Source organism: Sphaerimonospora mesophila (assembly GCF_001417795.1).
GTDB classification, from domain to species: Bacteria; Actinomycetota; Actinomycetes; order Streptosporangiales; family Streptosporangiaceae; genus Sphaerimonospora; species Sphaerimonospora mesophila.
The window spans coordinates 21,669-41,762 of record NZ_BCBX01000031.1 but is presented as its reverse complement, the minus strand read 5'-3'; the positions used below and the strand labels follow the sequence as shown (position 1 = coordinate 41,762).

19 protein-coding genes and 1 pseudogene are annotated in these 20,094 nt (G+C 65.7%); 11 read left to right on the top strand and 9 right to left on the bottom strand.

Annotated elements, in window-relative coordinates:
- Nucleotides 1–156 precede the first annotated feature (156 nt).
- The gene (locus AP234_RS04545; RefSeq protein WP_055478290.1) at nt 157–6,180 is read left to right on the top strand and encodes an AAA domain-containing protein; all 6,024 of its coding nucleotides are present in this window, start codon (nt 157–159) and stop codon (nt 6,178–6,180) included.
- Between the two features lie 569 nt (nt 6,181–6,749).
- Here the strand turns inward: AP234_RS04545 and AP234_RS04540 are convergent.
- Nucleotides 6,750–6,983: a DUF397 domain-containing protein gene (locus tag AP234_RS04540; protein ID WP_055478289.1), complete on the bottom strand. Its 234-nt coding sequence runs from the start codon at nt 6,981–6,983 to the stop codon at nt 6,750–6,752.
- A gap of 97 nt (nt 6,984–7,080) precedes the next feature.
- A complete protein-coding gene (locus tag AP234_RS04535) occupies nt 7,081–7,944 on the bottom strand; it encodes a helix-turn-helix domain-containing protein (RefSeq protein ID WP_055478288.1) in 864 nt (287 codons plus the stop codon).
- Nucleotides 7,945–8,154: 210 nt separating this feature from the next.
- On the opposite strand from AP234_RS04535, the gene AP234_RS04530 reads away from it, so the two are divergent.
- From AP234_RS04530 to AP234_RS04520, 3 genes are all read left to right on the top strand, one after another.
- Nucleotides 8,155–8,556, top strand: coding sequence for a hypothetical protein (locus tag AP234_RS04530; RefSeq protein ID WP_152990246.1), 402 nt, complete (start codon nt 8,155–8,157; stop codon nt 8,554–8,556).
- Complete coding sequence (locus AP234_RS04525) at nt 8,553–8,969, top strand: ATP-binding protein (protein ID WP_055478286.1); 417 nt, start codon at nt 8,553–8,555, stop codon at nt 8,967–8,969. Before AP234_RS04530 ends, AP234_RS04525 begins: the two co-directional genes overlap by 4 nt.
- Before the next feature lie 295 nt (nt 8,970–9,264).
- Nucleotides 9,265–10,266, top strand: coding sequence for a right-handed parallel beta-helix repeat-containing protein (locus tag AP234_RS04520; RefSeq protein ID WP_235557959.1), 1,002 nt, complete (start codon nt 9,265–9,267; stop codon nt 10,264–10,266).
- A 50-nt stretch (nt 10,267–10,316) separates the two neighbouring features.
- Here AP234_RS04520 and AP234_RS04515 read toward each other — a convergent pair whose 3' ends face one another.
- Nucleotides 10,317–10,973, bottom strand: a complete 657-nt coding sequence (locus tag AP234_RS04515; RefSeq protein WP_055478797.1) for a TetR/AcrR family transcriptional regulator — start codon at nt 10,971–10,973, stop codon at nt 10,317–10,319.
- A gap of 114 nt (nt 10,974–11,087) precedes the next feature.
- Between AP234_RS04515 and AP234_RS04510 the strand changes: the two genes are divergently transcribed.
- From AP234_RS04510 to AP234_RS04500, 3 genes are all read left to right on the top strand, one after another.
- Nucleotides 11,088–12,101 (top strand): hypothetical protein, encoded by a 1,014-nt coding sequence (locus AP234_RS04510; RefSeq protein WP_200926265.1) that lies wholly within the window; start codon nt 11,088–11,090, stop codon nt 12,099–12,101.
- Nucleotides 12,102–12,158: 57 nt separating this feature from the next.
- Complete coding sequence (locus AP234_RS04505; protein WP_055478284.1) at nt 12,159–13,070, top strand: aldo/keto reductase; 912 nt, start codon at nt 12,159–12,161, stop codon at nt 13,068–13,070.
- Nucleotides 13,071–13,261: 191 nt separating this feature from the next.
- Nucleotides 13,262–14,071, top strand: coding sequence for a family 16 glycosylhydrolase (locus tag AP234_RS04500; protein ID WP_055478796.1), 810 nt, complete (start codon nt 13,262–13,264; stop codon nt 14,069–14,071).
- A 105-nt stretch (nt 14,072–14,176) separates the two neighbouring features.
- Here AP234_RS04500 and AP234_RS04495 read toward each other — a convergent pair whose 3' ends face one another.
- Together AP234_RS04495 and AP234_RS04490 are read right to left on the bottom strand one after the other, a co-directional pair.
- Nucleotides 14,177–15,184 carry a sporulation protein gene (locus AP234_RS04495; protein WP_055478283.1) on the bottom strand — a complete coding sequence of 336 codons (1,008 nt, stop codon included), beginning with the start codon at nt 15,182–15,184 and terminating at the stop codon, nt 14,177–14,179.
- A gap of 115 nt (nt 15,185–15,299) precedes the next feature.
- Nucleotides 15,300–16,103 carry an SAM-dependent methyltransferase gene (locus tag AP234_RS04490; protein WP_055478282.1) on the bottom strand — a complete coding sequence of 268 codons (804 nt, stop codon included), beginning with the start codon at nt 16,101–16,103 and terminating at the stop codon, nt 15,300–15,302.
- Nucleotides 16,104–16,246: 143 nt separating this feature from the next.
- Here AP234_RS04490 and AP234_RS04485 point away from each other — a divergent pair, with 143 nt between their 5' ends.
- From AP234_RS04485 to AP234_RS04475, 3 genes are all read left to right on the top strand, one after another.
- A complete protein-coding gene (locus AP234_RS04485) occupies nt 16,247–16,663 on the top strand; it encodes a low affinity iron permease family protein (RefSeq protein WP_055478281.1) in 417 nt (138 codons plus the stop codon).
- A 548-nt stretch (nt 16,664–17,211) separates the two neighbouring features.
- Complete coding sequence (locus AP234_RS35895) at nt 17,212–17,631, top strand: hypothetical protein (RefSeq protein ID WP_152990244.1); 420 nt, start codon at nt 17,212–17,214, stop codon at nt 17,629–17,631.
- Nucleotides 17,632–17,862: 231 nt separating this feature from the next.
- Nucleotides 17,863–18,216, top strand: coding sequence for a hypothetical protein (locus tag AP234_RS04475; protein ID WP_152990243.1), 354 nt, complete (start codon nt 17,863–17,865; stop codon nt 18,214–18,216).
- A 53-nt stretch (nt 18,217–18,269) separates the two neighbouring features.
- Here the strand turns inward: AP234_RS04475 and AP234_RS38375 are convergent, their stop codons facing one another.
- The 4 genes and pseudogenes from AP234_RS38375 to AP234_RS37775 all read right to left on the bottom strand — a co-directional run bounded on the left by AP234_RS38375 (nt 18,270) and on the right by AP234_RS37775 (nt 19,615).
- Nucleotides 18,270–18,461 (bottom strand): hypothetical protein, encoded by a 192-nt coding sequence (locus tag AP234_RS38375; RefSeq protein ID WP_055478278.1) that lies wholly within the window; start codon nt 18,459–18,461, stop codon nt 18,270–18,272.
- Nucleotides 18,462–19,139 (bottom strand): hypothetical protein, encoded by a 678-nt coding sequence (locus AP234_RS38370; protein ID WP_055478277.1) that lies wholly within the window; start codon nt 19,137–19,139, stop codon nt 18,462–18,464.
- A gap of 160 nt (nt 19,140–19,299) precedes the next feature.
- A pseudogene (locus AP234_RS39380) lies at nt 19,300–19,365 on the bottom strand (hypothetical protein); the annotation flags it as partial.
- Between the two features lie 10 nt (nt 19,366–19,375).
- Nucleotides 19,376–19,615: a cytochrome P450 gene (locus tag AP234_RS37775; RefSeq protein ID WP_200926228.1), complete on the bottom strand. Its 240-nt coding sequence runs from the start codon at nt 19,613–19,615 to the stop codon at nt 19,376–19,378.
- A gap of 129 nt (nt 19,616–19,744) precedes the next feature.
- Here AP234_RS37775 and AP234_RS04460 point away from each other — a divergent pair, with 129 nt between their 5' ends.
- Nucleotides 19,745–20,089, top strand: a complete 345-nt coding sequence (locus AP234_RS04460; protein WP_055478276.1) for an ArsR/SmtB family transcription factor — start codon at nt 19,745–19,747, stop codon at nt 20,087–20,089.
- Nucleotides 20,090–20,094: the final 5 nt, after the last annotated feature.

Sequence of the window (20,094 nt, the reverse complement as noted above, 5' to 3'; positions counted from 1 at the left end):
CGCCAGCACTTGGCCAGGCAGTGCGCTACGAGGCTGTGGACAAGCCACAGGTAGCACGTGGCGAGTTGTCTGATTCTCGTGTATGCCTCATGTATCACGTTGGAACATTGCGATTCAGGAGTGTCCGTGGCACATGGAGTGGAGATTCGACAGCGAGTGACGCGGCTGTACGACTATCTCAGCTCGTTGGCCCAGGAGGTCCACGCCAAGCCCGTCCGCCACGTGGCCGATCACGACATCGTCGCCGCTCCTCAGGACGTCCCCATCCATCCGGCAGTCCGCGTGGGCCTTGCCGCTGGCGACGCCTGGCTGCGCGTTCCAAAGATCTCCAAGCCGATCGCGCCGGCGCTCCCCCCATACATAAGCTGGGCTGAAGAGCTGGAAAACCGCGACAACCCTCTCCGGCGGCCCGTCCTCACCACAGAGCACCCGGGCAAGGCTGCCTTTGAGGATTGGGTCACCCGCGTCTGGGAGCCATGGGCCGAGAAGGCCACGCCCACCGCCCGGGCACGGAACCTTTACGAGACGCTGTTCCGCCTCAGGCAACGGCTGCGGTCCGACGAAGCCACACATGAGCTCATCTGGGGTCACGCCGTTCTGGGCTGGAAGCAGGATGTTCACCGTATCTGCCATCCATTGCTAATCACACGTGTGCGGATCAACTTCGATGAGGACAGCGGTGAACTCACTGTCGTCCCCGAAGGTCTACCCGCCCTGGAACTCGAGTGCCTGCAAGGCATAGGCACTCCTAACATGGCGGAGCTCATCAAGATCAGCGAAGAACTCCGTCAGGAGGGCCTTGAGATCTGGTCAGACGGAGCTCTCCACGCGGTCAGTAGGAAGCTGCTCGCGCCGTTGGGCCTGGATGCCCAGCTCGCCAGTGGTGGTGATCTCCCCGACACGAATCGTATACCGGTCATCACGCCCACGTGGCGGCTCTTCGTCCGCAAGCGCCGCGTGATGTTCATACAGTTCTTCGACCGACTTAAGCAGATGGCCGTAGCTGGCCAGCAGTTGCCTGCCCCGGTGGTCGCCCTGGCCGCCGGTGAAAGCGAAGCACAGCGAGTTCTTCAGGAGACCGCCCAGGATTGGTCGCGGGTCGCCGAGCGGCTGCTTCTCCCGCTAGCAGCCAACGAACAACAGGAACAGATCGCCAGGAAACTCGCCACCCACAGCGGCGTCACGGTTCAGGGGCCGCCCGGCACTGGTAAGAGCCACACCATCGCCAATCTGATCGCACATCTGGTCGCCCATGGCAAGCGCGTCCTGGTCACCGCGTATAAGGATCAGGCACTCGCTGTGCTGCGAGACAAGATCCCGGCCGAGCTCCGCGACCTGTCCCTGGCCGTCCTTGGCTCCTCGGCAGCGGACATGACGGCTCTCCAGCGCTCGGTGAACGCAATCACCGAGGCAGCCGACCTCGTCGACGAACGGCGGGAAGCAGCTCTCATCGCCTCGCTCCAAGGCAAGCTCCAGGCAACCGAGACCGACGTGCTTCAGCTCCGCAAGCGGCTGACAGACTCACTTGCGCAGGAACAAGCGGAGCTAACACTTACCGGTCAGCGTCGCCGTGCCGCTGAACTTGCCGAGTGGCTCGCCCTTCACCAGACCGCACTGGGTCTTATTCCCGATGCAATCGAGGTGGACACGCTCAGCCCACTCAGCCCTCAAGAAGCCGGGGAGCTGTTTGCGTTGGCCCGCCATATCAGGGCCGAAGACGCTATCGCCTCTACCCAGAGTCTGCCGACGCCGGAGAAGTTCCCTAGTGGGGAGGAACTTGCCCGTCGCGACCAGGCACTGGCGGATGTAGGCAAGGAGCTCTCTGATCACGAAAGGCACATCACCACGTGGTCGGCGGTTGACCGCCTGAGCGAGAGCCAGCTGTCGGCATTCATCGACGAGGCCAGCCAAGCTCGCGACCACCTGGCTTCCCTGGAGTCCGATTGGCTAACCCAGCTCCGGATCCAGGTCAGTCAGTCTCAGCAGTGGCGTGATCTGTGGGCTCGTCACGCCCAATCTCTTCAGGACGACGCTGCTAAGTGCGCGCAATTGCGGAGTACGGCGTCGGGCGCCCGGGTGGTCATGCCTGAAGGCTACTCCCCCAGGGAGACGTTCGAGTTGCTCGGCCAGGTCCGGCAGCGCTTCCAGGAGGGCAAGCGCATTTCTTCCCTATTGCAGCGACGGTTAGCGCAGTTCGTAAAGGGTCTCTCGATCGACGGCCGCGAACCGGAAACAGTTCAGGATATCGATCGCACCCTGGCCTGGATAGAGCTGCAGCGCGTCCGTGAGTCTGCGGCTCAGCTGTGGATGGGTGAAATCGTTCCTGCGATCGGGGCGCCAGCCGTACACTCAGGGCTCTCTGCGCTGGAAACATGGCTCGAGGCCCGTGCTCAGGAGATCTTGAACGCGATCGAATGGGAGTCGCAGGGCTGGCCGGGCTTGCGGGTCAAGCTCCGCGAGACTCTCGCGCCAAACTTGCTGCCGTTCCGACCCACCTCTGCCGACCTGAACAAGGTCGTCGACGTGCTGTCCGGACTGCGCACCCGCGCTCGCCAGAGGGCCCTGCTGGCTGAGACGGAGCAATTGACGGCCACCTTGACCGCGGGCAGGCAGGTGCCCAACGCCTCACCGCTATGGACAGAGCTCGCCACGGCACTGGCTGGCGGCGACTGGCAACGATGGGACGCAGCTCTGGCGAATGCCGTACGACTGCGCGCGCTCTGCCCTGAGGCGGTTCGGCTGAACGAGCTCAGCCAGCGTGTAGCTGCAGTTGCTCCTCAGTGGGCACAGCTGGTCAGGGAGACCGGCGGCGATACCGACAAGTGCGGCGATCCGTCTGAGATCGCCGAGATGTGGCAGTGGCGGCAGGCGGATACTTGGCTGTCGCAGCTACTCAAGGCCAACGACACCGAGGAGATACAGCGGCGACTCGCCCTCGCTCAGGAGGAACTCCGCAAGATCACTCTGGAACTGACTCGCCGATCGGCCTGGCTGGCGACCAAGCGCAACCTCGGCGACACCGAGCGACAGGCCCTGGTGGGCTGGCTGCAGACACTGCGCCGGATCGGCCGTGGCACCACCGCACGGGCTAACAAGTGGCGCGCTGAGGCGCAGCGGCTCATGCCTCAGGCCATGAGCGCCGTCCCGGTCTGGATCATGCCGTACTACCGGGTCGCGGAGTCTTTCGACCCGTCCGGCGCGCCGCCTTTCGACGTGGTCATCATCGATGAAAGCAGCCAGTGCGATGTGTTCGCGCTCGGTCTGCTCGGACTCGGCCATAAGGTGGTCGTGGTTGGCGACGACAAGCAGATCAGCCCCTCCGCCGTCGGTATCAACCGAGCCCGCGTGGATGAACTGGTCCATGCACATCTGAAGGACTTCCCCAACGCCCTTCTGCTGGACATGGAATCCAGCCTCTACGACGCCTCAACCCGTCTCTTCCCGGGCGTAGTTCGGCTTCGCGAGCACTTCCGTTGCCTCCCGAGCATTATCGAGTTCTCCTCTCAGTTGTACTACGGCGGGGAGATCCAGCCGCTGCGTGAGGAGTCCTCGCAGCCGCTTCCCGGTCCCGCCGTACGAGCGGTCTACATCCCTGATGGCGTACGGTGCAGCACCAACTTCGGTGAGATCAATCAGATCGAGGCCGACTCCATCGTCAATCAGATCGTGGGCTGCTGTGACGATCCCGCCTATGCCGACCGTACTTTCGGTGTCATTTCCCTGCTTGGCAGCAGCCGGCAGGCGCAGTACATCGACCAGCGACTGCTGCACAAGCTCGGTCCGGAAAAGTACGAAAAGCGGCAGTTGCGCTGCGGTGACTCCTATAGCTTTCAGGGTGATGAGCGTGACGTCATCTTCGTCAGTGTCGTCGCCGACGACAACAACAGGGCTGCATTCACGACGAAGACGTATGAGCAGCGACTCAATGTGGCCGCCAGCCGCGCCAAGGATCAGATGTGGGTCTTTCACAGTGTCCGGCCCGAACAGCTCCATCCCGATGACCAGCGTGCCGCGTTGATCCGGTACTGCTCTGATCAGCATCTGTCACGAAACATCGTCGAAAGCGTTGAGGAGCGCTGCGACTCCGACTTCGAGCGGCGCGTACTGCGTACGCTCGTGGCACGGGGTTATCGTGTTACACCGCAGTACCCCGTAGGGAGCCTGCGCATCGATCTCGTCGTCCACGGTGATGGCCGGAAGCTCGCCATCGAGTGTGATGGCGACAAGTACCACGGCCCTGATCAGTGGGAGAGCGACCTTCGCCGTCAGACCATCCTCGAACGGCTGGGATGGCGATTCTGGCGTGTCCGAGGTAGCGCCTTCTACCGCAACCCTGAGGCCGCGATGGCCTCTCTCTGGCCCCTTCTGGCTGAGCTTGGGATTGAGCCAGGCGATGATCAGAATTCAAGGATTGTGGAATCAGTCACTAGCAGGTCAGAGCACGTAGCTGCACCATCGCCAATGGCGGGTGACTTCGGCGAGGTCGATGAAGATCCTCAGCCGGATGTTGTCCTCAGCTCCGGCTCTGAATCGCTGCCGGTGCTTGAAGTAGTTGATTCTGAGGAAGAACGGCGGGCTGATGGTCAGCCCTCCAAAGTTCAGAGGCAGTTTGCCGATGAACTCGACCGGACGCCCGCTGCGCAAGCTGTCGAAGGTGTCATCGGCGCACGAACTGACATCAGCGTGCTCGAACCGAACGCCGGAGGAAGCAGCTGTCCGAAAGAACCCGACGACACTGCCGTCAAGGATGCCGTTCCTTCGGGCATCCCTTCTCCAAGCCAGACCCTCGCCCATGTCGATGAGGAGGAGACCCAGGCGCGGCCAGGCGAGTCCCTTCCACACCTGGAGACGTCTCGTAATCTCAGCCGAGCTCCCGAGGCCGGCAGAGACCAGTCCGGGCTCGCACCGTCGCTCGACGATCTCTTCAGAGCTCTATCACGCTCGAACGAGGTCGGTACGAATGACCTTCCGAGCGAAGACAGTGACCTTGATCCGTCCGAAATACGCCAGTGGGCTCGCGCCAACGGCTACGGCGTGGCGTCGCGTGGGCGTCTCCCGGAACACGTGGTGCATGCCTACCTGCGCGCTGTTTCTGGACAAGTCCGCCACACCCCTCTGACCAAGCCGAAAGACCACGCGGGCACTGATGCCACGCTCCTCGCTCAAGCTCACGATGGGTTTCCAGTTCCGCGGAAACACATGATCGCCGCTTTCAGCGACGAGCAACTGGAGCAGGTTGTGCGGTGGGTTATCCGCGAGGGTACTGAGCCGATCCCTCGAAAAATCGTTCAGCGAATCCTCGACGAACTTGCTCCTCCCCGCAAAACGCCGGTATCGGATCTCCAGCGGATCTATGCCGCCGTACGGACGGTACAAGCCCCCATGGAGGGCACTCGTAGTTCGGTAAGTAAGGATCAACGTCCCGTACGGCAGAGTACCGACATGTCGATGAAAGATTCACAGACCGGAACTGTTGCTCCCGATACGCGCGCGCGCCGATCACGAGGCGGGGAGGATCGTGACTGCCTCCATGAGCTCCGCGATGCCCTGTCCCTGCTTGGCGTCGAGAGCGAACTGTCCATACACGAGCCTGTGCTGATTATCCGATCGCCCAAACATGCCGTGCTACGAACGGGCGGACGGATCGAGATCTCATTGGCCAACCTCAGATTCGTGTGGGGTGAACCTCCGAATCAAACCACCCATCTGCTCAAGGACGCTGAAGGAGCCGCGCGCGAGATCGCACAGCGTGCTCCGCTGGCAGATGCAGCTGGCCGGGTCTCAACGTCACAAGTTCGGCGTCCACAGATCGGCAACCGGCCGATTACTGACTATTGCCAAGAGGAGTTGGTTGGGCTCATCCAGCGGCTGGTCGGCGAAGGTCGTGCGCAGACATACGACGCGCTCCTCGACGACGTCCTCACCGAACTTCACTTGCCCGGAAGGACACCAAGGCGGGTGGAGATTATCGAGAAGGCTGCCCTTCAAGCAGCCTGGAAGGCCTCGCATGCCGAAAAACAGCAACTCCATGATAACGACCCACACTATCTGGACGTGGTTCGTTGGGCGCGCGTACATCGGTACGAGTTCGAGACGGATAAGGAAATCCCTGCTCACATCGTCTACCATTACAACCGCGCACACCCTGGCCATCCCTACACCCCCCGTTCGAGCAGATAACCGATAGGAGCGCACCCCTCTCGGTTTCTATATACTGTGAAACGGGGCTCGCTTTGACCAGCGAGGCCGAAGTTGCCTATAAGGCTTGACAATATTTGATGTGTTTGCAGTTATCAATGCTCGAATGTTTGAGGACGATTGAATATTACGACTGGCAAGGAGCGCTGAGGGTATGCCGCAGATCCCCCTGTGGGAGGATCCTCCGACTCGGCAAGATCAAGCAACCGTCGTACCGAGCGTGGAGGAGTTCCTCAACCTGCTAATGGCTCCGAACGCCAGTACGAACCTCCAGCCGGACCTCGCAGCAGTCCGCCAGTGGGCACTTGCCCATGGAATCCAGTTAGCCCCCGATGAACCGGTTCCCGATTTTGTCATGGCCGCATACGAGCACACCTCTCCCCCCTGAGCCTCCGTTGACCGCTGACCCTCAGTTTCCGAGTCGGGCATGACCCGTTTCGCTGAACGTCGGGGTAGATTCCGTGACGTCGCTCATCTACACGATCACAGCACCGGCGGGCCTCAGCTCAGACTCGTCCCAATGCTGGGAAGCTCGACGGGTGGACAAGGCGTCAGGCGAGGTCGTCGAACTCGCCGTCTTTGACGCCGCCGATGAAGGCGTCCCATTCACCGGGAGTGAAGGCCAGGACCGCGCCGTTGGGGTCCTTGGAGTCGCGTAGCAGGTACAGCCGCTCTGCGTCCGCCTTGTGCTCGACTCCGGCCTGGCCGGCGTCGCTGATCGCTACCTCAACGCAATTCGATCCATCGGCGCTGCGACTGCTCTTGCACCAGACACCTACCTCCACACAATTCGGGCCATCACCGCTACGTCGGCTCTTCCGCCATGCAATGCGGGAGAAGTCCACTTCGGGGCCTCCTGTGCTTTCTGCCAGGCACGATTACTCAGAGGAACTGCTCGGTCAGCCGCATGATCAGCTTCTTTGACTCGTCAGGGCCCAGAGCCATCGCTCGCAGATGGTCAAAGGCAAGCGTATATCGATACAGCTCGGCATCGCTCTCCACATACAAGATACTTGTCATGGTCTCGACGTAAGCGACATCCGGCTCGTAAGACTCGCGAAACTCCAGGACAGCAAAGGTTCCGGCGGTGGCCGGGTGAGTGGCGTTCGCGGAGGGCAGCACCTGGATCGTCACGTTGTCCCGATCTGCGAACTCACGCAGCTTGGCGTACTGTCCGCGCATTACGGCAGCGGAGCCGACCCTGCGGGTGAGCGCCGCCTCGTCGATCACATTCCAGAACCGTAGCGGACTCTCCTCCCTCAGTAGGAGGTTCTGGCGGGTCATCCGGACTTCGACACGACGCTCAACCTCGCCTGGAGACGACAGGCCCATCAATGCCGAGCGGATGATCTCACCCGCATAGTCTTCCGTCTGGAGCAGACCATGCACGATCATCGCATCGTAGCTCCGGATGAAGGCCGCGTCCGCTTCGAGCTGGATGTACGTCGCGTAGTCGCTCGGCAGCGACTCGGCGTAGGCGTCCCACCAGCCCTTGGTCCGCGCCGTCCTGGCGAGCGCGTGCAGGCCAGGCCGCTTGCCCGGGTCCAACTCGTAGAGGTCGAGCATCTTCGTGAGGTCCGGCGACGTGATCCCGACGCGCGCCGTCTCGATCCGCGAAACCTTCGCCGCGGACCAGCCCAGCCGTTCGGCGACCTCTTCGAGCGTCATCTCCTTGCGCTCGCGCAGCCTGCGTAGCTCACCGGCCAGCCTTCTACGTCGAACAGTAGGGCCGCGCCCAGTCGCCACTCCAACCTCCCCGAAATCAACCCCCACAGTGTGCCGTGAGGAGCAGCTCCGCACTGCCGAAACCAGAGAAGAAAGCTGCTGAGCAAATTTGCAGAACCGCTTGCTACGTGCACCCGCATCGTCGAACATCAAGGTTCATCACGAAGGGTGACGACCAAGACACTCTTCGCGCTAAATCGGGCCACGAGCGACAAAAGGGCAGGTGGGGAGATGCGAGGGCGGGATGTTGGGGTGGAGGCGGGCCATCTGATCCGGCTGGCCGGGGAACTGCACGATCTCGGGGTGGACTCGGTCGTACGGCTCCCGCCGCACCACGAGCCGACCATGGAGATCCCTCTCCCCGATGCCAGGTCACGACTGCGGGTCACCGCCGTACGGCGGGGCCGTACCTGGATGTTCACCTGGGGCCCGGGCCGCCGCAGACGCGTCGCGACCGAGACGCCCGAGGCCGCCGGGCGGATCGCCACCGCCGCCCACGCCGCCCGAGCCGCGCAAGCCGCCTGCCTCGCCGCGACCACGAAGTCCGTGCAGGTGGCACGAGCAGCGGAGGCCCCGTCAAGAGACGACTCGCAGGCCGCACCGGGTGTTCGAGTCTTCTGGAGGGCGCGATGAAGGCCCTCCATCTGCTCGGGCAGGTCGAGTTGCCCGGCGAGCCCGCATCCGTGCCGAGGGCCCGCCGCTATCTGCGGGTCCTGCTGGCCGCCACCGGCCACCGCCGCGTCGACGACGCCCTGTTGCTCGCCTCCGAACTGGTCGCGAATGCCGTACGGCACTCCGACTCCGCCCGCCCCGGCGGCCAGGTCACCCTCGCCGCCGCCCTCCGTGATGGAACGCTCCACGTCGATGTCATCGACGCCGGCTCAGCCGCGAGCAAACCCCAGGTCCTCCCCGATGACCTCGTGGATCAACCGAGCGACGGAGGTCGCGGCCTCTGGTTGGTACGGCAACTGGCCACCGCCTGGGGCTGGCACGACACCGGGACCGGCCGCGTGGTCTGGTTCCAGCTCAGCGACGCGGACACCTGAAGTCAGGCGCTCGCACGAGCCGGTCCGAGTCGAACTTCTGCGCGATCTCCCTCGCGATGCGCATACGCAAGCCGCCAGGGGCCGGTGGAGGTTGGGTCTTGCGCGGGGCACCCCGCCCCTTTAGCCTGCGAAAGATCAGGAAACTTTGTTAACTGTTCCGGAGGCGTTCGTGCAGTGGCGCACCGCCGCAGGGCTCTTCGCAGCGTTGATCACGTTAGTGGCGCCGTCGGCGGGAGCGAACGCACGGCCACCGGCGTCGACGGTCGATGCCGCGGCCGTCACCACCGCCCTCACCTTGGCCGTTCAACACTCCCCGAGCGAAAGCGGCGTCGTCGACGTGTCGACGGCGACCGAACTGCGGAGCGCGCTGGCCGCCGCCCGGCCCGGGCAGACGATCAGGCTGGCCCCCGGGGAGTACCACGGCTCATTCGTCACCCAGCGCGCGGGGACGGCCTCGTTGCCCATCACGCTGGTCGGTCCGGCCGATGCCGTCCTGGTCAACGACGGCCCCTCGGGTTCCGGCCCCTCCTGCCCCGCTCCAACGAGCGGGTGGGACTCCGGATACGGGCTCTGGCTGTACGCCGCGCCGTACTGGAACCTGTTCGGGTTCACGGTCAAGGACTCCAAGAAGGGGATCATTCTGGACGACTCCCCGCATGTGACCATCGACCGGGTCCACGTGCATCACATCGATGAGGAGGCCGTCCACTTCCGGAGGTCCTCGGCGGACGGCGTGATCCGGAACTCGCGGATCTCGCACACCGGCCAGGTGCAGGCAGGATACGGGGAGGGCGTCTACATCGGTTCGGCGAACTCCAACTGGGCGTGCCACGGCAACAGCGGCGGCGTCGACCGCTCAGATCGCGTCGAGGTCCTGGACAACCGGTTCGGCCCGAACATCGCCGCCGAGCACATCGACGTCAAGGAGGGCACCTTCGACGGCGTCATCTCGGGTAACACCTTCGACGGCACCGGCATCTCCGGCCAGAACTCGGCCGACTCCTGGGTCGACGTCAAGGGCATCGGCTATGTGATCGAACGCAACACGGGGTCCTTCGCCTCCCCCGGCACCTTCGCCAACGGCTACGAGACGCACAACCCCGCGACCACCCCGTCGTACGCCAACGGCTGCGGCAACGTGTGGCGCGACAACGCCTCCGACCTCGGCGGTGTCGGCATGTACGCCATCCGCATCACCTCGACCTCCAAGTGCGCGGGCGATCCGAACGTCGTGCACTCCTCGAACACCGTCCGCAACGCGCTGTCCGGTCTGACCAACATCAAGGTCACACCATAGGTACGCCCCCTCCTGACCGGCAGAGACTGCCGGGTCGGGACACCGGCCCCTCAGTTCTCCGGCGCGGCCGCCCGTCGTTCCTCCGCCGCGTCGAGGGCGGGGGTGAGCGGGGCGAGCGCGGCGCGGAGCAGGTCGGGTAGCGAGCCGGACGGCACGACGAGCCCACCGGCGGCAGGGGACGCGGCGGCCGTCCACCGCGTCCACCGTTCGAGGGCGACCCGGACGGCGGCGGCCACGCTCGCCGCGAGCACGCGGGCGGTGTCCCGGCCGGAACCACCGAGGCGGTCGGCGATCGCATCGGTCAGGGGATGTTCGATCGCGGCGGCGGCATCGACGAACGCGTCGCGCAGCACGGGACGAGTAGTGATCAACAGCAGCGCGTCGCGATCGTGTTCACCGGGATCGGTGTACTGCTCCACGATCGCGTCGATGACGGCGTCGGCCAGCCGGACGCCGGCGGGGCGGGCGGCCACCGCCGCCGCCACCCGGGATTCGCGTTCGGCGGTGACAGCGGCGACGATGGCCTGTTCCCGGCTGGAGAAGTAGTTGTTGTAGGTCCTCGGCGAGACTCCGGCCGCCTCGGCTATGTCGTCGACGCGCACGTTGTCCGGCCCGCGTTCGAGAGCCAGCCGCAATGCCGCCTCGCGCAACGCCTGCCGGGTGGCCTGTTTCTTCTGCTCGCGTAGCCCCGTCCGTCTTGCCGTCACCACCCCACTGTCCCAAATTCCCTGCGTGCACGCAAACTTGCGTACACGCACTTTTTGTATAGTCTGAGGCCCTCGTACCCGGCAGGAAGGGCCAGATCGATGCGCGCCAAGGGCATCAGCTACGACACCGGCTTCGTCCGCAACGGAGCCATCTCCCGTGAGCGTTTCGACCCGGACGTGGTCAGGCGCGAGCTGACGATCATCCGTGACGACCTGCACTGCACCGCCGTCCGCGTCATCGGCGGTGATCCCGAACGGCTGGAGCTGGCCGCGACGTACGCCGCCGACCTCGGCCTGGAGGTCTGGTTCTCGCCCTACCCGCTCGAACTGACCCCCGAGGAGACGCTGTCGCTGTTCGCCGACTGCGCCGAGCGGGCCGAGCGAGTCCGGCTGCGCGGAGCCGAGGTCGTGTTCGTCGCCGGCGCCGAGCTGAGCCTGATGAACAAGGGGTTCCTGCCCGGCGACTCCGAGAACGACCGTCTCGGGCCGCTGCTGCACGAGCCGGACCCGGCCCGCCTGCGCGAGCTGATCGGTGACCTGTCCGCACGTGTCAACGACTTCCTCGGCGACGCTGTGGCGCTCCTGCGCGAACGGTTCGGCGGCCGGATCACCTACGCCTCCATCCAGCTCGAGCGCGTCGACTGGGCGCCCTTCGACATCATCGGCGTCGATCTCTACCGATCGGCCGAGATCGCGGGTCAGTTCGGTGCGGGCGTCCGCGCCCTCGTCGCGCAGGGAAAACCGGTCGCGATCACCGAGTTCGGCACCTCCGCCTACCATGGCGCGGCTGAACGGGGCGCCCGCTGTCTGGAGATCGTCGAGTACGACGAGGACGGCACGCCGGTCCGGCTGGACGGCGAGTACGCCCGCGACGAGGCCGGCCAGGCCGCCTATCTCCGTGAGCTGCTGGAGACCTTCGACGCCGCGGGCGTCGACAGCGCCTTCGTCTTCCTCTTCGCGCTCTACAACTTCCCGCACCGCCCCGGCGGTGATCCCGCCATCGACCTCGATCTGGCGAGCCCCGGGATCGTCAAGATCCTCGACAGTGGCCACGGGCTCGCCTACCCCGGCATGCCGTGGGAACCCAAGGCCGCCTTCGCCGCGCTGGCCGATCACTACCGCGGCTGACCACATCACCTGGACTTCGACCCGCACCCGCATACGTCCACGAACAGGAGCAGGAACATGGACACCACCACCACGGCCGCCGCCGCAGGACAGTTCCCTCTGGGCGGTGACCTGCCGGTCAACCGGCTCGGCTTCGGCGCGATGAGGCTCGCCCTCGGCGGCTCCGTCCGCACCTTCGAGGCCGGCATCGCCGTGCTGCGCCGGGCCGCGGAGCTCGGCGTGAACCACATCGACACCGCGGGCTTCTACGGGTTCGGTGACCTTTCCGCGCACGAGTTGATCCGCGAAGCGCTGTCGCCGTACCCGGAGGACCTGGTGGTCGCCACCAAGGTCGGTCCGCTCCTCGAGGGCGGCGTGGTGCCCACCGGCCAGGCCGCCGCCGGTCAACTACGCGGTCTGGTCGAGGAGGATCTGCGCCGCCTCGGGCGGGACCATCTCGATCTGGTCTACCTGCGAGTGGGCGGCATGGGCCCGGCAGGCGGCGAATCGATCGGTGAACGCTTCGCCGCGCTCGCGGAGCTTCGCGGCGAAGGGCTGATCCGGCACCTCGGCATCAGCAATGTCGACGCCGTCCAACTCGCCGAGGCACGGTCCATCGCCCCGGTCGCCGCGGTGCAGAACCATTTCCACATCCACTTCACCGGCGATTCCGGCGTACTCGCCCAGTGCGAGCAGGAGGGCATCGCCTATGTCCCGTATTTCCCGCTCGGAGGCGGCGGGGCACGGATCGACCACGCACGTCTCAGGGATGTCGCCGGCCGCCACGGGGCCACCACCGCGCAGGTCGCCCTGGCCTGGCTGCTGGCCAGGTCACCCGTGACACTGCCCATCCCCGGAACCGGTTCGCTCGACCACCTGACCGAGAACATCGCGGCGGCCGGACTTCGCCTCACCGGCCACGACCTGGCCGAGTTGGGCGGACGAGACGGTGAGGCCGACCCGGCGGACGCCGAGAAGCCGACGAGCTGACCCGCCAGCGGGCGGTCTGCCGTACCGTCGCCGTTTTCAGCTCTTTTCACGCGGCCGACCCGGCCGATCACGGCTGACCTGGCCGGGCGCACGCGGGAGAGGGACGCCGACGGCGACGGTCTTGACCGATGCCGTTCAGCGATCGGACTCTGTTCGTCAGATCCGTTCCCGACAGGGTGGAGAGGACACAGATGAGACGCCGCAGATCGCTCCTCCGTCTCGTCGCGGCGATCGCGGTCGCCGGTCCGGCGATGGCGGCCCTCACCCCGGCGAGCGCAGCGGCCTCCTGGGAGACGGTCATCGCCCCGTCCTCGTTCAACGACTACAACGCGCTCGCCGCCGAATGGGCGTACCTGTATCCCTGGGGCTCGGACCACAACGGCTCCGCCCGGATGTACGGCTCGGCCACCGACCACAACCACGTCTCGCTGTCCGGCGGGGTGCTGACGCTGCGGGCCGCCCGCATCAACTGGAATGAGGGCACCAGCGGTTCCAGCCCGCACCTGCCGATCCGCTACCACTCCGGCGCGGTGCACGCCCGCGATCAGGTCGTGGTCAACGACCAGTTCCCGAACTGGGAGGTCAAAGGCGATTTCCAGGCTCCCTCGGCCCGGGGCACCTGGCCGGCGTTCTGGCTGACCGGCGTGAACAGTTGGCCGCCGGAGAGCGACATCCTGGAGTTCAAGGGCGACAACCGCAACTGGTTCAACACGTTCCGTACGTCCTCGGACGTGGACAGCACGATCGTGGGCGTGTCGTCGCCGGGATCGTGGCACAACTACCGCGCCTGGATCACCAAGGTCAGCGCCACCGACGTGGACATCCACTACTACATCGACGGCCAGTGGAAGGCGGTGCACCATGCCCGCGGGTTCGTGGGCAAGCCGATGTGGCTGATCATCAACCTGCAGATGGAGGGATCTTCCGGCTCACCGGGCCCGAGCGCGGACACCTACTATCGGGCCCGCGACGTCTACGTCGGGCGCAGCCGGAACTACTGACCACCCTTTCCGGAGGCGTACGGCGGGGCGGGCCGGGCCGGCGCATGACAGGCCCGCCCCGCCGGCGCGGGGGTGAGGCTCAGAGTGTGGTGGAACCCGGCGGGTTCACCACTCCTCTTCCTCTTCCTCCTCGCCCTCGATGAGGTCGCCGATCTCGTCGATCGCCTCGGCCGCGACGAGACCGCCGACCACTCCGGCGGCTCCGGCCGCGGCGACCATGCCCCATCCGGGTCCGCCGCCGTGGTGGTCTCCCCCGTACGGCCGATGCACCTGGTGCCCGTACTGCTCGTACTGCTCGTGGTGTCCGTACGGCTCGTGGCCGTCGTGGACACCGGCCGTGCCGTACCGCGACAGCGCGGCCAGCCAGCCGCCGATCTCCGCGGCCCAGTCCCGATGCAGGGCCTCGTCGTGGCCGACGCTCCAGCGACCGAAGGAGTCCCCACCGTAGTCGTGGCGACCACCGCGCCTGTCGGCCTCCAGGATGACGTCCATCCCGCCGGGCGTGGTCGCGAAGGTCAGCTCGACCTCGCCGACCTGCCCCGCGTGGTCGGACGGCGGATAGAACTCGATCTCCTGGTAGAACGGCAGGTGCTGATCGACCCCGCGGAGGTGGCCCATCTCCAGGTCGGCGCTCTTGAAGTGGAACCCGAGTTGGGCGAAGGCCCGCAGCACGGCCTCCTGCGCGGGCAGCGGCGTGATCTCGAAGGCGTCCAGGTCGCCCTTGTCGACGGCCTTGGCGATGGCCAGCTCGGTGCGCACGCCCATCACCATGCCGTGCAGCGGCCGGCCCATCACCTCGGTGATCGGGCTCTCCCACGGGACGGGGAGCTCAAAGGCGATGGCGCGATGCTCGCCGGCGCGCAGCGTGAACGGCCCGGCGACCTCGGTGCGGAGGAACTCGACGAGACCGGTCTGCTCGTCCTCGCCGTGCTCGGCCTCGATCCGGGTGACCAGACCGAGGGCGACGTGCTCGATGTCGGCGTCGAAGTCGCCGCCCGCCAGGCGGACCTCGCCGCGCAGCGGGTCGCCCGGCCGTACCCGCGGGGTGGCCAGAACGGTGTCCACCGAGGGGGCGCCGACGCCGAAGGCTCCCAGCATCCGTTTGAAGACCACGGTTTCCTCTCTCCAGTCAGACCGATGTGATCTTCCCTCAAACGATCACCATCGGGCCGGGGTTCCCGACACGCCGAAGCGGATCGGGAACCCCGTCTGACCGGCCGGGCCCGGGTCAGCGGAGCAGGCCGACCCCCGCGTAGCCATCGACACCGGGGAGAGGGGGAAGCTGGGGCTCCCCCCCCTCGGGACGCCAGTTCTCCGTGGGCACAAGTCCCGGCTCGACCAGCTCGAACCCGTCGAAGAAGCGCAGGATCTCGGCGTGCGAGCGAGGCGTCACCGCGCCGGCCGAGGTCTTCTTGTAGAGCTCGCGGCCCTCGCGGATCTTCTCCGGGTCGAGGTCGCCGTACGACAGGTGGCTGATCGCCATGCCGCTTCCGACGGCCAGGCGGTCGCGCAGCGTCTTCACGATCCGCTCGGCGTCCTCGTCCTCGGGGACGAAGTGCAGCACGGCGAGCATGAGCAGGCCGACCGGCTTGTCGAAGTCGAGGTGCTCGGTGACCCTGGGGTTGTCCAGAATGGTCTCCGGATTCCGCATGTCGCCGTCCACGACGATGGTCTGCGGGTTGTCCTCAAGCAGGGCGCGCCCGTGGCTGAGCACGATGGGGTCGTTGTCGACGTACACGATCCGGGACTCGGGCGCCACCCGCAGCGCCACCTGGTGCACGTTCTCCTGGGTCGGCAGGCCGGTGCCGATGTCGAGGAACTGACGGATCCCGCTCTCACACATGAGCCGTACGGCTCGGCTCAGGAAGCGCCGGTTGGCCTGCACCCCCTCTCGGACGTTCGGCGTGAGCTCGATCAGCTTCTCCGCCGCAGCCCGGTCGGAGGCGAAGTTGTCCTTGCCGCCGAGCAGGTAGTCATAGATTCGGGCCACACTCGGAACAGTCGGATCGACTCCCGCCGGCACTCTTTCCATCAGCCATCACCGCCTGAGACGCGTCTTTTGTGGATCTTAACCGAGCAATCGAGCGGTGTGCGCCGTCAGCGGCGGTGTGTACACGTTTGAGACCTTGAACCCTGGATAGCTGGGCTTCCGATCGTCGCTTACGGAGGAGCCGAATGTCCGGGTCGAAGCCCTCATCCCCCATCATGCCGTCCGACATCGGTTCACGGCTTTCGCCGTTCGACCGCTTCGCCACCGCCGCCGCGGCGTTCGTGTCCCGGGCCTGGTTCTTCGTCATGTGCGTGCCGCTGGTGCTGGTGTGGGCGCCGTCGTTCTTCGTCCTGCGCGACATGGACACCTGGCAGCTGATCATCAACACCGTCACCACGATCGTGACCTTCCTGCTGGTCGCGTTGCTGCAGAACACCCAGACCCGGGCCAACGACGCCGTGCAGCACAAGCTCAACGCCATCGCCGAGGGCCTGGCCCAGGTGCTCACCCACCTCAACGCGGAGTACGACGACGAGGAGCAGCGGCGCGAGGTCGGCGAGCTGCGGTCGGCCGTCGGCCTGGAGGACAAGGAAAGCGCCTGACCTCCGCTGCACGGTTTCCGCCCGCGCCATCACCCGTCCGGCGGGACGCCGCCATGGGCATGAGGCGGCATCTCTGCTGCGCGCCGTTTTGGACGGCAGCCGGACGGCAGCCGGATTCACACCATGAAATAATCCCCCTTTCAGCCTAAAACAGACTGATATCACACTATAGGCTAATTATCCCACAGCAAGGGGGACAGACCACAACTCGAATTATGAACCGGGCATACTCAGTAACGAGGTCACCCGGACTGGATAGGACGACAGATGTGTGCGGTCTACTTGCCATGGCACCACCTACCCGGGATCTGCTGCCTATGCAAGAGAGACCAGCAGATCCTGCTACTCAAGCCGGACGCAACTATCTGGCCGATTCGAAAACTGCATACCCCAGAACCCACACCGCCTCCATTTACATCGACCCCGAGACCTCCGATGACAAACACCGTCCTCTGGAAACTGCATCGTCCCTGCAAACACGGTCTCACTGACCTCCAAACTGTAGTGAACGCGTTCGGCGGAGATATCAAGAAGCGAAAGATCGGCTAATGGCGAGGCCCTATGCGTCAGCTCCCGTCCCGAGGATTGCCGCTTCATGCCTGCTGTTCGTCAGCCAGATCGCGTTACTGGCAGGCTGCGGCAGGCAATCGTACTGGGATCAGGTTTTCAGGGTGACGGTCTCGGGTGACGAGCGGACCATCGTCGCGATAATGACCATAGGGCCTCCTAAAGCCGACGGCACCTCCTGTTACGAGGTGACGGACAAGGAGTCCGAGGAATCTGCCACCCAGGTCAGCATCGCGGTCCAGTTGCGTAACAACTGCGCACCGGTCTTCCCCTGGCCGGAGGAATTCACTTCGCTCGAAGGCTACCCGCTGAAGGTGGAATTCCGGCTGAAAGAACCGCTGGCAGCGCGAAAGATCATCGATAAGTTCAGCGGCGAGCCGATCATGGTCATCGACGGATGACCGCTCGTAGGTCGGATCGTTTCAGTGGTGTTTCTCTTTCCGTTAGTGGCTGGCGCCAGAAGCCTAGAGAGGAGGCCAGCTACGCATGCGGGCCGAATTTCAGAGTCCGGCGTTGCGCACTCGCCGGCCCGGGTCACGGGAAAGGCTCGTGACCCAGCCGAGAGGGAGGCCGGTTCTCCGAGGGATCTCGTCGATCAGTGTCTGGGTAAAATCGGTCCTGGTGCCGGCTCCATGACCGGCGACGATATTTTCACGGCTGTGGGAAGAGATGTCCGAACACGACTGGCCGAGATCTCTCCGGCCAGGCTGCACAATCACCCCTGCTGCTCGATCGGTCTCGCCGTCCTTCATGACGACACCGTCGAGCTGGGACGCATCGGCGACACCACTCTTGTCGCCTATCGCGAATCACAAGTCGTCCGAGAGGTCGGTACCGATTTCTTCGAGGAACGTGAGGCGCGTGCCGTCGAACAGGCCAAGTCAGGGCGGCAGACGAGACAAGAAATCATAGACGCGATGTTCGTCCGACGGCTGGAGTACATCACAGGCGGGTACGACGAATCAGTTTTCTCCCGGCCATCCTGACGCGGTGTTCAAAGTCCATGCGGAGACTTTTCCAGTGGAGAGCGTGGACACTCTCACGCCCCCGCCTCCAGCAGCGCCCACACGCGATCGGCCTGCGCGGCGAGCGCGTCCTGGACGAAGCGGTACGGATGACCGGCGAGCGCGGAGAACACCGTGTGCACGCGGGCGACCCCCGATGCCTCCCATTCCCGCAGTTCGGCGTGGTAGAGCCAGTCGTGCTCGGGATGGCGGCAGCCGCAGAACACCTACGCCGGACCGGCGGCCCCCGTCAGCGCCCGCTCCTCGAGGAAGGCACGCAGCGGGGCGAATCCGGTGCCCGGCCCCACCAGGATCACCGGGGTCGCCGGATCGTCGGGAAGGCGGAACGGCGGCGCCGCGACCCTGATGTAGCCGTAGAAGACGTCGCCGGGCTCGAGCCCGGCGAGGTAGGCCGAGCACATGCCGCGGTAGCGACCGGCGCCCGACCAGGCCGGCCCCTCCACCAGGCCGACCGTGATGCGGACCCGGCGCGGATCGGCCAGCGGCGAGGAGGAGATCGAGTAGTAGCGTGGCCGGATCGGCCCGGCCATCTCCAGGAACAGCGGCAGCGTGATCGCGGGGAAGCGCTCCAGCAGCGTGAGCACGGTGACCCGCTTGGCGAGGATCTCGTCGGCGTAGTCGTTCTCCAGCTCGGCGAGCTGCCGCCGGGTCCACGGACACTCGGTCGCCCCGGCCGGCATCGCCAGGTCGGAACACGTGGCCGCCTCCTGCAACTCGGCGAACTCCGACAGCAGCAGCCCGGCCGTCACCGGCGTGTCCACCGGCAGGCGGGTCGCGCCGCGGGCGCGCAGCCGTACGACCTGGTCGCGCGGCACGCGTAGGCAGCGCAGCGCCCACTCGACCAGCTCCGGATCGTTCTTGGCGAACGACGGTGAGACCGACACCGGTGGTGAGCACCTCCGTCGGCGCTTCTTCGACGGTCTCGGCCGGCGCCGCCGTGCCCCGTTCGTACGGACTGCGCTCTCTGACGTCCATCGTGAAGCCGTCGGGCTTGAGAGTGAGCATCTGCTTGATCCGCATCCGGTAGGCCTCGGGGTCGGAGATCGCGAACCGCTGCAGGACGACGGCCAGGGCGAGCCGTGCCCCGGTCGACGCGAACTGACGCCCGATGCAGGTCCGTTCACCGTTGCCGACGGCTTGTACGCGGCCGGGTGATGCCCCGCCCTGTTCTCGGGGAGCCAGTGTCGATGTCGAACTCCTCCGGCCGGTCCCACGCCTTGGGGTGCCGGTGCAGCGCTGGCAGCAGGACGACGGTGTTCTGCCCCACCCGGATCGGGAAGCCGCCGATCACGGTGTCCCGGAACGTCGGAGCCCGGCCGTCCGAGACCCGTCCACGTTGACGATTTGAAGAAATCTTCAATTCGTCACATAATGGATTCGTGAGTTTCGGACATGTCATGCCGTTTCGGTACACGCTGCCAGAAGCACCGTCCGGCGCGCCGCCGCTGATCGGCCGCGTCGCGCTCCGCCGGTCGTTAAGGGGCTGACCGTGTCCGTACCCCTCCATCAGGTCAAGGCGGAGTTCTTCCGTACGCTCGGTCACCCGGTGCGTGTGCGGGTGCTCGAACTGCTCCAGGACGGCCCGCTGCCGGTGCGTGATCTGCTCGCGGACATCGAGGTCGAGCCGTCGAACCTGTCGCAGCAGCTCGCCGTGCTGCGCCGGGCCGGCCTCGTGACGGCCACCCGTGAGGGATCCACCGTGGTGTATGCACTGAGCTGCGGCGACGTGGCCGACCTGCTGCGCGCGGCCCGGCGGATCCTCACCGACGTGCTCGCCGGTCAGGGGAGGGTGCTGGCCGAGCTGCGGCAGGAGGAGCAGCCGCCGTCCCGATGAGCCGA